We start from the raw sequence: 11598 nt of genomic DNA on the forward strand, positions 1-11598 counted from the left end.
CTGGGTACAGTGGAGCGGTGACCCAGCCGACCCTCTCCGACGAGCAGCAGCGGGTGTTCGACCTCATCGAGAACACCCGCGAGCACCTGTTCGTGACGGGCCGCGCCGGCACCGGCAAGTCGACCCTGCTCAACCACCTGAGCTGGAACACCGACAAGCAGATCGTCATCTGCGCACCGACCGGTGTCGCCGCGCTGAACGTCGGCGGGCAGACGATCCACTCGCTCTTCCGGCTCCCGATCGGGGTCATCGCCGACTCCGACCTCGATCAGCCGCCCGAGCTGCGCAAGCTGCTGAACACCATCGACACCCTCGTCATCGACGAGATCTCGATGGTCAACGCCGATCTCCTCGACGGCATCGACCGCAGCCTCCGCCAGGCGCGGCAGCGCCGGTCCGAGCCGTTCGGCGGCGTCCAGGTCGTCCTCTTCGGCGACCCGTTCCAGCTCGCGCCCGTCCCGGGCGATCCGGAGGAGCGCGCCTACTTCGCCGACCGCTACCGCTCGCTCTGGTTCTTCGACGCGCTGGTCTGGCAGGAGGCGCCGCTGCGGATCATCGAGCTCGGGAGGATCCACCGTCAGAGCGACGAGCGCTTCAAGTGGATGCTCAACGCCGTGCGCTTCGGCATGGTGACCAAGGAGATCGCGGACGTCCTCAACGCCGCCGGCGCACGCACGCCGCCCGAGAACGACGCGATCACCCTCGCGACCCGCAACGACACCGTCAACCGGATCAACCAGACCGCCCTCGCGCGGCTCAAGGGCCCGGTCAAGACCGCCTCGGCCGAGATCAGCGGCGATTTCGGCGGCCGCGCGTACCCGGCCGATCAGAACCTCGAGCTGAAGATCGGGGCGCACGTGATGTTCCTGCGCAACGACGCCGAGCAGCGCTGGGTGAACGGCACGATCGGCCGCGTGACCAAGGTCGCCGGCACGGTCTGGGTCGAGGTGGACGGCGAGGTGCACGAGGTCGAGCCCGCGACCTGGGAGCGCTACCGCTACTCCTACTCCGCCGCGACCAAGAAGCTGACCCGCGAGATCGTCGCCGAGTTCGCGCAGTTCCCGCTGCGCCTGGCCTGGGCCGTCACGATCCACAAGTCGCAGGGCAAGACCTACGACTCCGCCGTGGTCGACCTCGGGCAGCGCGCGTTCGCCCCCGGTCAGACCTACGTCGCGCTCAGCCGCATCACGAGCCTCGAGGGGCTCTACCTCACCCGGCCGCTCCGGCCGAGCGACATCATCGTCGACAAGGACGTGCTGCGCTTCATGTCCGAGCGCCGGGCCGAGCCCGCGGCCGTCGCGGAGCCGGAGTCCGCGTCCTCCTGAGCGCCTGAGCGCCGGAGCGGCACGTCAGGCCGCGGCGCGCGAGCCGGCCAGGTCGCGGAACACCGCGGTGGTCAGCCGGTACGCCTCCGCCACCTCGGCGATGACGCGCTCGCGCTCGTCCTCGTCCCAGCCGGCGGCGTCGAGCTGCTCGCGGTAGACCGCGCGGAAGGCGGACGGCGTCGCGATCTCGCCGTAGAGGTAGAAGCCGACGCCGTTGGTCTCGAAGCCGAAGCGCCGCTGGAGCAGCGTGCGGACGATCGAGCAGCCGGACAGGTCGCCGAGGTAGCGGGTGTAGTGGTGGGCGACGAAGCCGCCGCTCCAGCCGCTCGCGACGGTGCGGATCCGCTCGACGTAGGCCGCCGTCGAGGGGAGCGGGGCGATGCGCGAGCGCCAGTCCTCGCCGACCAGGAAGCGCAGGTCCTCCGCGATCGCCGGCAGGCGGGTGAGCTTGGGCGAGATGAAGGGTGCGGCGACCGGGTCGCCCGCCATCGCCTCCGCCACGGCCTCGAGCGCCTCGTAGACGAAGTAGTGCTGCGCGATCATCGCGACGTAGTCGTCGCGGCTGCCGGACCCGGTCATCAGCGCGGTCATGAAGGCCGAGACCTCGTCGTCCGCGCCGGACGTAGCCAGGCGCGTGCGGAGGGCCTGCGAGAACGAGGTGACGTTCGAGACGTTCGGCACGGCGGCCTCCTTCGGCGTCTTAGGTTGCCCTTACCTTAGCTCGAAGGCACCGCGGTCGCCAGGGCGGGTCTCAGTGCGAGTGCCCGCTGTCGGTGACCGTCGTCATCATCCCGCCCATGTCGTGGGAGCCCTCGGAGGAGGCGGACAGCGCCGGCGTCGCGAGGGCGGAGACGAGGAGCGCGCCCGCGAAGAGGCCGAGGACCGCGCGCGGGGCCGAGACGGGCCGCTCCACCGTGCGCTGCGAGCGGAGGGTGGCGGCGACGACGGCCGCGGCCACGAGCTGCAGGGCGCCCGCCGCGAGAGCCGGCAGGGGATCGCGCAGCAGACCGGCGGCGATCGCGAGCACGAAGCCGGCGACGGTGACGCCGGTGACGGCGAGCGCGGTCCGCGGGAGGACTATCCGGCCGCGGGCGAGGACGACGACGCCCCAGGCCAGCTCCGCGACGCCGAGGGCGGCGAGCGGGAGGGTCCCCGCGTCGAGCTGCCCGGCGGCGAGGGAGAGGTGCACGAGACCGGCGCCGATCCCGGCGAAGGCGGCGTTTCCGCGGGCGACGGTGCTCATCGCGGTCTCCGATCGTGGTGGAGGTGCAAGAAGAAGAGGCCCCGGATCGACACACCGCATCGTGTCGTCCGGGGCCGTTCGGTCCGTCCGCCGCGGAAAACGGCGGGCCCACGGCGGACGGAGTCTAGGGGGAGCGGACGGATCCGCTGCGGGTCAGGCGGTCGCGGTGCGCGCCCGGGCGCCCTTGTCGGCGGTGAGCCCGACTCCGAGGAGGACGAGCGCGCTGGCGAGGTGCAGGAAGTGGTCGGCGGTGTTCAGCGCGAGCACGTTGAGGGCGGTGTTGACCAGGAAGAAGCCGACGACTCCGAGCAGCAGGTACACCGCGCCGACGGTCGTGTTGACCGTCTTGGCCGCCGAGGTGGTGGAGAGGCCGGCGATCAGCAGTGCGCCGCCGATGAGCAGGTGCGCGATGTTGTGCAGCGGATTGACCTCGAAGATCCCGAGAAGCAGTCCGCCCTCCGTCGCGAGGAACTGGACGCCGCCGGTGACGACGAAGCCGAGCAGTCCGACGACCACGTAGACCGCGCCGAAGAGCGTGGCGAGCAGCCGGTTCGGTGATGTGCGCATGATTCCTCTTCTCCTTCCGGGCAACGCCTCCGCGTCGCTTGTCCCTTCTTCGTAGCAGCCGCTCAGATGGTTTGGAAAAGGGGTGGCCGGATCCGGATCCGCGTGGTCGCGGGTCACGGTCGGGACACGAAAGCCCCCGCGCACGGCCCCCGCCCCGTGCTGCGCGAGACCGCGCCCGTACAGTGGAGGAGTTCCAGCACGCGTCTTCGGGGGGAGTCGAACGGCATGATCGGTGGCCGCAGGCCGACCCGGGTCGGAGCTCTCGTCGTGCCCGCCCTGGTCCTCGCCCTCACCGGCTGCACCGGCGGTGCCGACTCCGTCGTCCCCGATGCGCTGCCCGGGCCCGTGCCCGACGACCTGGCCATCGCCCTCTCCGGCTTCCTCGTCGAGGCGCAGAGCGTCGCCGGGGCTTCCGGCGTGGTCGCGGGGGTCTGGTCGCCCTGGGCCGGCGGCTGGGAGACGGCGATCGGCACGATCGGCGACGAGGCGAACACCCCGGTGACCACCGACGCGCACGTGCGGCTCGGCACCGGCGGCACCGAGGCGATGACCTGCGACGTCGTCGTCGCGCTCGCCGAGAAGGGCACCCTCGACCTCGACGCGGACGTCGGCGACGCGCTCACCTCCCTCCCCGGCATCGAGGGGATGACCCTCCGCCAGCTCTGCTCGCACACCTCCGGCCTCGCCGATTTCCGCTCCGTCCTCTGGCCGACCGTCGTGCAGAACCCCGCCCGCGAGTGGCCCACCCTCGAGCTGATCTCGGCCGCGCAGGTCAGCGCGCCGATCGCCGAGCCGGGCGCCGCCTGGTCCGAGTCCTCCACCGGCCCGCTCCTCGCGGGCGTGGTGGCGACGCAGGCCACCGGTCGCAGCATGCAGTCGCTCTACGACGAGTACGTCGTGCCCCGCTACGGCCTGAGCAGCACCAGCCTTCCCGGCGACTCGGAGCTCGAGCTGCCCGCCCCGGCGATGCTCGGCTTCTCCGCCGCCCTCGATCCGCGCTCCGGCGCCGTCCAGTGCGAGGTCCGCCGCGACCTCTCCGCGGCGTCGCCCTCCTCGCTCGGCGCGGCCGGCGGCGCCGTCACCGATCTCGACGATCTGCGACGCCTCGCGCAGGGACTCGCGACCGAGCCCGCGGGCGACGCGATGTGGGCCGATCCCGTCCCGCAGGGGCAGGGGCGCGCGGAGTGGCTGCTCGCCGGTCTCGGCGGCCACGAGGCCGGCCCGCTCCGCGGCTTCTCCGGCATCGCGCCGGGCTTCCTCACCGCCGCCTACTCCGACCCGGAGTCGGGGCTGACGGTCGCGGTCGCCTTCAACAGCTCGACCGCCGGCGAGGGCTTCGCCGCCACGACTGCGCGCGCCCTCGCGGCGATCGCGGTCGAGCAGGGGGCGGCGACCGGCGCCGCCGGGCTGCCGCAGCTGCCCTGGACGGCCGACGGCGAGCGCGGCGCGGTGCAGGGCGCGCAGCCGCGCTGCTGAGCCGTCCTACCCTGGGTCCATGCCCATCACTCCCGATACCAAGGACTGGACCTGGGTGCTCGAGCGCCCCTGCCTCGAGTGCGGCTTCGACGCCTCGCTCGTGGAGTCCGACGCCGTCCCCGCGCTGATCCGCCAGAACGCCGCCGCCTGGCCGTACGTCCTCGAGCGCGAGGACGCCGCGGGCCGTCCCGACGACGAGACCTGGTCGCCGCTGGAGTACGCCGCGCACGTGCGCGACGTGCACCGCATCTACCGGCTGCGCCTCGGGCTGATGCTCGAGGGCGACGACCCGCTCTTCCCCAACTGGGACCAGGACGTGGCGGCCACGGAGGAGCGCTACGACCAGCAGGACCCCGCGGCGGTCGGCCGCGAGCTCGTCGAGGAGGCGGCCCGCATCAGCGACGTCTTCGAGGGGGTCGACGGCCGGCAGTGGCAGCGACCGGGTCGCCGCAGCGACGGCGCGTCCTTCACGGTCGAGACGATCGCGAAGTACTACCTGCACGACGTCCAGCACCACCTGCACGACGTCCAGGGCTGAGCACCCCGGGCCGGGCTCGTCGCGGGGCCGTCAGCAGTCGATCAGCTGCGGGTTGAGGAACGACAGCGTCCGCGCGTAGGCGAGCGCGGCGGCGGACGGGCTGACCGACTCCCGCAGGGTGGCGTTCGCGAAGTGCCGCCCGGTGTCCGGGTAGGTGTGCGCGGTGACGGGCGTGCCCGCCTCCTTCAGCCGGCCGACGAACGACTCCGGGTCGTCGCCCTCGGGCCACTCGTCGCTCTGCGCGTAGTGCAGCAGCGTCGGGCAGGGCACCAGCGCGTGCTCCTCCCGGCCGAGGGTCGCGTAGTAGGCGACCACGGCGTCGACGAGACCGGTGGCGGCGACGAGCAGCGCCAGCCGCCCGCCGAAGCCGAAGCCGATGAGGGCGGAGCGGGCCGCGCCGGCGGCCGATCCGGTGCGCACCGCGTCGGCGACCGAGGCGAGGGCGCGGTCCTGCGCGGCCATCGCGGCGAGGTCCCGCGCGTCCTCGGCTGCGAGCGTGGCCCAGCCGTCGTAGAGGTCGGGGACGAGCACGTGGTAGCCGTGCTTCGAGACGGCCTCGGCGAACGGCTCCAGCCAGGGCAGCCGGCCGAACACGTCGTGCAGGATCACCACGACGGGGCGGCCGGGGTGCCCGTACTCGAGGGCGATGCCCGGAGACGGGATCTGGACGAGCTCGCTCACCCCTCCACCCTGCACCGCGGGACGGCCCGATCGGCCTGTCGGCGCCGATCCCGTCGGCGTGTCGCGGTCCGGACTCACCGCTCGACGGTGAAACCCTGCTCGGCGCCGTACTCCTCCAGCTCGGCCTGCCAGTCGAGCAGCCCCGCCTGGAGGGTCGTCTCGCCGGTGTAGGCCGTGCCGACGGAGTCGTTGAACACCGCGGCCGCGTAGACCTGGTAGGGGAGGAAGCGGACGTCGTCGGGGGCGTTCTCCGACGCGGTCGCGTACTCCCGGTTGACGGCCTGCCCGCCGAAGTACTCGCTCGGCCGGTCGAGGAACGCGGGCGACGCGGTCGCGGCCCGGTACGCGGGCCAGAGCCCGGAGTCCCGGATGACGTCCACTCCGTCGCCCGCGGTGGCGAAGGCCAGGAAGTCGACGGCGAGCTCCTTGCTCCCGCTGCTCTCGAGCACCGAGAAGCCGCCGCCGCCGTGCTCGGCGGCCACGCTGCCGCCCGGCTCCCACTGCGGCAGCTGCGCCACGCGCCAGTCGCCGGCGGCGTCGGGGGCGCTCTGGGTCAGGGCGGAGGCCATCCAGCTGCCGGCCGGGAGTGTCGCGATCCGGCCCGCCGCGAGCATCTTCCGCCACTCGTCGCTCCAGTCGGCGACCGGGGCGAGCAGCCCGCCGTCGAGCAGGCGCTGCCAGTTCTCGGCGTACCGCGCGGTGCCGGGGTCGGCGAGATCGATGGCGACGGCGGTGCCGTCCACGGAGAAGGGCCGGCCGCCGGCCTGCTGGATGAGGCTGGTGGCGAGTCCGGGATTGCCGACGTCGTTGAGGATGTAGACCTCCGGGTCCGCCGCGTGCAGCTGCTCCGCGGCGCCGAGGTACTCCTCCCAGGTGCCGGGCACCGCCACGCCGAGCCGCTCGAAGACGGCGCGGTTGTAGAACAGCACCATCGGCCCGGAGGCCCACGGCAGTCCGTAGACGGTGCCGTCCACCTGGGACGCCGCCCACGGCCCCGGCGCGAACTCCTCGGAGAGCTCGTCGGCGCCGAGCGGCCCGAGGTCGGCGAGGGCGCCCGAGAGGGCGAACTGGGGGAGCGCGGTCGAGTCGAGGAAGGCGATGTCGGGACGTCCCGATCCGGCGGCGATCACGTTCTGCAGGGCGGTGTACTGCTCGTCGCCCGTGCCCACGTCGACCACGTCGATCTCGACCCCCGGATGCTCCTCCTCGTAGAGCTCCGCGACCTCGGGCAGCTGCTCGTCCCAGCTCCACACGAGCAGGGAGTCGTCCTCCGCCTCCGTGCGGTCGGCGCAGCCCGTGAGCGCGGCCGCGAGGGCGGCGACGGCGAGTGCCGCCGCCGGGCGGGAGTGGTGTCGCAGAGACATCGTCGTCCTTCGCTCGATCGTGGTGCCGTCCCGGAAGGGGGAGGCCGTCGCCGATCCTACGAGACGCGGGGCCGAGATGGTTGCCTTACCATGCCTTTCATGTCCGCAGACGACGCGCTCGAGGCGATCCCCCCGCCGGACTTCCTCGACGAGCTCCTGGACGAGCTGAGGCTCCGGAGGAGCCACTATGGGGAGATGACCGACGTTCCGCGCCGCCCCTCACTGGCTGACGTGGCACGCCTCGCGGGCGTCGCGCCCGTCACGGCCTCGCGAGTCGCGAACGGGCAGACGAACGTCGTCCCCGCGACGCGGCAGGCCGTCCTGGAGGCGATGCGCACCCTCGGCTACCGGCCGAACAGCGCCGCGCGCGCCCTGAAGAGCGGCTCGTTCCGCACCCTCGGCGTCGCGGTCTTCAGCCTGGACACCCTCGGGATGATGCGGACCGTGGACTCGATCGCCACTGCAGCGGCGGAGGCGGGCTACGCGATCACGCTGGTGCCGGTCTCGGCACCGAGCCAGACCGGGCTCAACGGCGCCTTCACGCGCTTCGGCGAGCTGGCGGTGGACGGCCTGATCGTGGTCGTGGAGACCTATCTGCGGGACACGGCGGAGCTGGTCCTCCCCGAGATCCCCCGCGTGCTCGTCAATGCGGCCGCCGGCGCCCAGGGGCCCGTGGTCGACGCCGACCAGGCGGGCGGCGTCCGGGCCGCGGTCGAGCACCTGCTCGGGCTCGGGCACCGCACGGTGCACCACATCGCGGGCCCCCGCGGCTCCTTCGCCGCCGAGCGCCGGGAGACGGCGTGGCGGGAGGCGCTCCTCGCGGCGGGCGCGCCCGTGCCGCCGAACCGCTACAGCAACTGGCGCTCGGACGGCGGCTATCTCCAGGGCGCGGCCCTGGCCGAGGCGGGCGACTGCACGGCCGTGCTGGTCTCCAGTGACGAGGCGGCGCTCGGGGTCTACCGCGCCTTCGCGGAGCACGGCCTGCGGATCCCCGAGGACGTCAGCGTGGTGGGCTTCAACGACATCCCGGAGGCGCAGGACTTCTCCCCGCCGCTGACGACCGTCCGGCAGGACTACCGGGCGGTCGGGGCGAAGTGCGTCGAGCTGCTGCTCGACCAGCTCGCGAACGGCGTCAGCGACGACCCCGTCCTCGAGCTGGTGCCGACCTCGCTGATCGTCCGGGCGAGCACCGCGCCGCCCGCGACCCGCTAGGCCGTCGAGCGTGGCCGGCCTCGCCGCGGTGATCGCCGCGCTGGAGCTGACATGGCCCGGCAACAGGGCGGTGAACCTCGTCTTCCACGGGCACAGCGTTCCCGCGGGCTACTTCGCGACGCCCCTGATCGATCGGCGAGCGTCCTACCCGCACGTGGTCGCCGGCCGGCTCGCCGAGCGCCACCAGCACGCCGTCCTCAACGCGATCGTCACCGCTGTCGGCGGGGAGCACTCGGAGTCGGGCGCTCGCCGGATGGGCGAGGTGCTCGGCCACCGCCCCGACGTCGTGGTCCTCGACTACGCGCTGAACGACCGGGTGATCGGGCTCGACCGGGCCGGCCGCGCGTGGGAGTCGATGATCGACTCCGTGCTCGGGGCCGGCGCCGTCCCCGTGCTGGTCACGCCCTCGCCGGACCTGACCGCCGATCCGACCGACCCCGCCGACGAGCTCGTGCGGCACGCCGAGCAGATCCGCGGACTCGCCGAGCGGGACGGTGTGCTGCTCGCGGACCCGTTCCGCGTCTTCCTCGGCCTGCACGAGCGCGGCGAGCCCCTGGCCGGGCTGATGTCGCAGGTGAACCACCCGAACGGGCGCGGCCACGCGATCATCGCGGCGGAGATCCTCGCGCTGTTCGCCGAGACGGAGCCGGCGGGGGAGGGGAGTCGGAGCGAGTGACGGGAATCGAACCCGCGCCATCTGCTTGGGAAGCAGAAGTTCTACCATTGAACTACACTCGCGCGGCGCCGCTCGGGCGCACCGCCCCATGGTAGCAAGCCCCGCGCCCTAAGCTCGCCTCGTGCTGCTCTCCGATCGCGACATCAAGCTCGAACTCTCCTCCGGCCGCGTCGGGCTCTCGCCCCACGACCCCGCGATGATCCAGCCGTCGTCGGTCGACGTGCGGCTCGACCGCTTCTTCCGGCTGTTCGACAACCACCGCTACCCCTACATCGACCCGGCGGAGGACCAGCCCGAGCTGACGCGCCTGGTCGAGACCCCGGCGGGCGAGGCGTTCATCCTGCACCCCGGCGAGTTCGTGCTCGGCTCGACCTACGAGGAGGTCTCGCTCCCCGACGACATCGCCGCGCGGCTCGAGGGCAAGAGCTCGCTCGGGCGGCTGGGGCTGCTCACCCACTCGACCGCGGGGTTCATCGATCCGGGCTTCACCGGTCACGTGACGCTCGAGCTGAGCAACGTCGCGACGCTGCCGATCATGCTCTGGCCCGGGATGAAGATCGGCCAGATGTGCTTCTTCCGCCTGAGCTCGCCCGCCGAGCAGCCCTACGGCTCGGCCGCCTACCTCTCGCGCTACCAGGGCCAGCGCGGCCCCACCGCCTCCCGCTCGTCCCTGAATTTCCACCGCACCGACGTCTACAACGACTGACCCCCTCCGCGAGATGCCACTTGTGCACGCGACACGCCGTGAAAGGCGTGCACAAGTGGCATCTCGCGGACGGGAAGCGGTCAGCCGAGCAGGCGGGGGAGCTGCAGCACGAGCCAGGGGGAGAAGGCCCAGGGGGTCGCTCGGACGGCGGCGAGCGTCGCCTCGGGGTCGACCCACTCGACGTCCATGACCTCGTCGGCGCGCGGGCTCAGCGCATCGCGGCTCGACACGGTCGCGGTGTAGACGGGGCAGATCTCGTTCTCGACGATCCCGGAGGCGTCGACCGCGCGGTAGCGGAAGTCCGGCAGCGCGACCTCGAGCGTCTCGAGGCGGGCACCGAGCTCGCGCTCCGCACGGCGCACCACCGCGTCCTCGATCCGCTCGCCGGGAGCGGGGTGCCCGCAGAACGAGTTGGTCCACACGCCGGGCCAGGTGCGCTTGCCGAGCGCGCGCCGGGTGACCAGCAGCGCGCCGTCGGGGGCGAAGACGTGGCAGGAGAACGCGAGGTGCAGGCGGGTCTGCGTGTCGTGCACGGTCGCCTTGTCCGCCACGCCGACGGCGGCCCCGGACTCGTCCAGGAGGACCACCTCCTCGAGGAGATCCAGCTGCTCGAGCTCGTCGGTGCGCACGGCGATTCCTTCCGAAGTCATGACCGTAAGTCAAGCACGACGGCGGAACTCAGCCGGCTTATTGCTAGAGAAGCGAGTTTGTTAGCCTCGACCCCGTGGATACGCGCGACCCCGTGGTTCTCTCCCGAAGGCGGCAGGAGCACGTCGATGCTGTCCTCGATCGGTTCTTCTCGCTGGCGCGCTCGCGCGCGACCCGGCTCGGACCCCGCTACCTGACCCTCTGGCAGACCATCGAGGCGAACACCCGCGGCGGCAAGCGCTTCCGCCCGCTGATGGTGATCTCGGCCTACGAGGCGCACGGCGGCCAGGACCCGGAGGCGTCCGCCCACCTGGGCGCGGCCTTCGAGCTGCTGCACACCGCGCTGATCGTGCACGACGACGTGATCGACCGCGACTTCGTCCGCCGCGGCGGCCCCAACGTCTCCGGCAGCTACCGCGACGAGGCGACGACCGCCGGCCTCTCGATCCCGATCGCCGAGCACCGCGGCACCTCCGTCGCCGTCATCGCGGGCGACCTCGCGCTCACCGGCGCGCACCGCCTGGTCGAGGGCGTCGGCGCCTCCGACGGCGTCCGCGCCCGCCTGCTCACCCTGCTGGACGAGGCCGTCTTCGCCTCCGCCGCGGGCGAGCTGGCCGACGTCGACTTCTCGCTGATGCCCGGCATGCCCTCCGTCGACGAGGTGCTCGAGATGGAGCGGATGAAGACCGCGGTCTACTCGTTCGAGGCACCGCTGCAGGCCGGCGCGATCCTGGCCGGCGCCGACGACGCGGCGGTCGAGGCGCTCGGCGAGTTCGGCCGCGGCATCGGCATCGCCTACCAGATCGTCGACGACCTGCTCGGCGTCTTCGGCTCCGAGGGGCAGACCGGCAAGACCACGCTCGGCGATCTCCGCGAGGGCAAGCGCACGGTGCTGATCGCGCACGCGGCCGGCACCGACCGCTGGCCGGAGATCGAGGGGCTGATCGGCGACGAGCACCTCGACCCGGACACGGCGGAGCGGGTGCGCTGCATCCTCGAGGAGTGCGGCTCGCGCGGCTACGCGGAGGCGCTCGCGAGCGACTTCGCGAACCGGGCCTGGGACGCGCTGCACACCCCCGCGGTGACGGAGGCGTTCCGCACCGAGATGCGGCCCCTCGTCTCCAGCGTCCTCGGGCGCACCCGATGACCGCCGGACGCGCCG

General features: G+C 72.8%; 13 protein-coding genes and 1 tRNA gene. 7 read left to right on the plus strand and 7 right to left on the minus strand.

Annotated elements, in window-relative coordinates:
* Positions 1–17 precede the first annotated feature (17 nt).
* Positions 18–1325, plus strand: coding sequence for an ATP-dependent RecD-like DNA helicase (locus tag EDF45_RS02615; protein ID WP_123734872.1), 1308 nt, complete (start codon positions 18–20; stop codon positions 1323–1325).
* Between the two features lie 24 nt (positions 1326–1349).
* Here EDF45_RS02615 and EDF45_RS02620 read toward each other — a convergent pair whose 3' ends face one another.
* The 3 genes from EDF45_RS02620 to EDF45_RS02630 form a co-directional block, all read right to left on the minus strand.
* Positions 1350–2006 carry a heme oxygenase (biliverdin-producing) gene (locus EDF45_RS02620; RefSeq protein ID WP_123734873.1) on the minus strand — a complete coding sequence of 219 codons (657 nt, stop codon included), beginning with the start codon at positions 2004–2006 and terminating at the stop codon, positions 1350–1352.
* Positions 2007–2076: 70 nt separating this feature from the next.
* A complete protein-coding gene (locus EDF45_RS02625) occupies positions 2077–2568 on the minus strand; it encodes a hypothetical protein (RefSeq protein ID WP_123734874.1) in 492 nt (163 codons plus the stop codon).
* 153 nt (positions 2569–2721) lie between these two features.
* The gene (locus EDF45_RS02630) at positions 2722–3135 is read right to left on the minus strand and encodes a DUF4383 domain-containing protein (RefSeq protein WP_123734875.1); all 414 of its coding nucleotides are present in this window, start codon (positions 3133–3135) and stop codon (positions 2722–2724) included.
* A 267-nt stretch (positions 3136–3402) separates the two neighbouring features.
* Here EDF45_RS02630 and EDF45_RS02635 point away from each other — a divergent pair, with 267 nt between their 5' ends.
* Both EDF45_RS02635 and EDF45_RS02640 read left to right on the plus strand, forming a co-directional pair.
* Positions 3403–4611 (plus strand): serine hydrolase, encoded by a 1209-nt coding sequence (locus EDF45_RS02635; RefSeq protein ID WP_165908968.1) that lies wholly within the window; start codon positions 3403–3405, stop codon positions 4609–4611.
* Positions 4612–4630: 19 nt separating this feature from the next.
* Positions 4631–5149: a DinB family protein gene (locus tag EDF45_RS02640; RefSeq protein WP_123734877.1), complete on the plus strand. Its 519-nt coding sequence runs from the start codon at positions 4631–4633 to the stop codon at positions 5147–5149.
* Positions 5150–5179: 30 nt separating this feature from the next.
* On the opposite strand, the gene EDF45_RS02645 is transcribed toward EDF45_RS02640, so the two are convergent.
* Positions 5180–5830 carry a dienelactone hydrolase family protein gene (locus tag EDF45_RS02645; protein WP_123734878.1) on the minus strand — a complete coding sequence of 217 codons (651 nt, stop codon included), beginning with the start codon at positions 5828–5830 and terminating at the stop codon, positions 5180–5182.
* A 74-nt stretch (positions 5831–5904) separates the two neighbouring features.
* Positions 5905–7194 (minus strand): sugar ABC transporter substrate-binding protein, encoded by a 1290-nt coding sequence (locus EDF45_RS02650; protein WP_123734879.1) that lies wholly within the window; start codon positions 7192–7194, stop codon positions 5905–5907.
* Between the two features lie 99 nt (positions 7195–7293).
* Between EDF45_RS02650 and EDF45_RS02655 the strand changes: the two genes are divergently transcribed.
* On the plus strand, positions 7294–8406 hold the full coding sequence (locus tag EDF45_RS02655) for a LacI family DNA-binding transcriptional regulator (protein WP_260311743.1): 1113 nt from the start codon (positions 7294–7296) through the stop codon (positions 8404–8406).
* Between the two features lie 10 nt (positions 8407–8416).
* On the plus strand, positions 8417–9082 hold the full coding sequence (locus EDF45_RS02660; protein WP_123734880.1) for an SGNH/GDSL hydrolase family protein: 666 nt from the start codon (positions 8417–8419) through the stop codon (positions 9080–9082).
* On the opposite strand, the gene EDF45_RS02665 is transcribed toward EDF45_RS02660, so the two are convergent.
* A tRNA-Gly gene (locus tag EDF45_RS02665) sits at positions 9074–9144 on the minus strand. The two genes, EDF45_RS02660 and EDF45_RS02665, sit on opposite strands and share 9 nt — an antisense overlap.
* A 59-nt stretch (positions 9145–9203) precedes the next feature.
* On the opposite strand from EDF45_RS02665, the gene dcd reads away from it, so the two are divergent.
* Positions 9204–9788, plus strand: coding sequence for a dCTP deaminase (gene dcd, locus EDF45_RS02670; protein ID WP_123734881.1), 585 nt, complete (start codon positions 9204–9206; stop codon positions 9786–9788).
* 80 nt (positions 9789–9868) lie between these two features.
* On the opposite strand, the gene idi is transcribed toward dcd, so the two are convergent.
* The gene (gene idi, locus EDF45_RS02675; protein WP_123734882.1) at positions 9869–10438 is read right to left on the minus strand and encodes an isopentenyl-diphosphate Delta-isomerase; all 570 of its coding nucleotides are present in this window, start codon (positions 10436–10438) and stop codon (positions 9869–9871) included.
* A 92-nt stretch (positions 10439–10530) separates the two neighbouring features.
* Between idi and EDF45_RS02680 the strand changes: the two genes are divergently transcribed.
* A complete protein-coding gene (locus tag EDF45_RS02680) occupies positions 10531–11583 on the plus strand; it encodes a polyprenyl synthetase family protein (RefSeq protein ID WP_123734883.1) in 1053 nt (350 codons plus the stop codon).
* Positions 11584–11598 lie beyond the last annotated feature (15 nt).

It is taken from the genome of Rathayibacter sp. PhB186 (genome assembly GCF_003751825.1).
GTDB lineage: Bacteria > Actinomycetota > Actinomycetes > Actinomycetales > Microbacteriaceae > Rathayibacter > Rathayibacter festucae.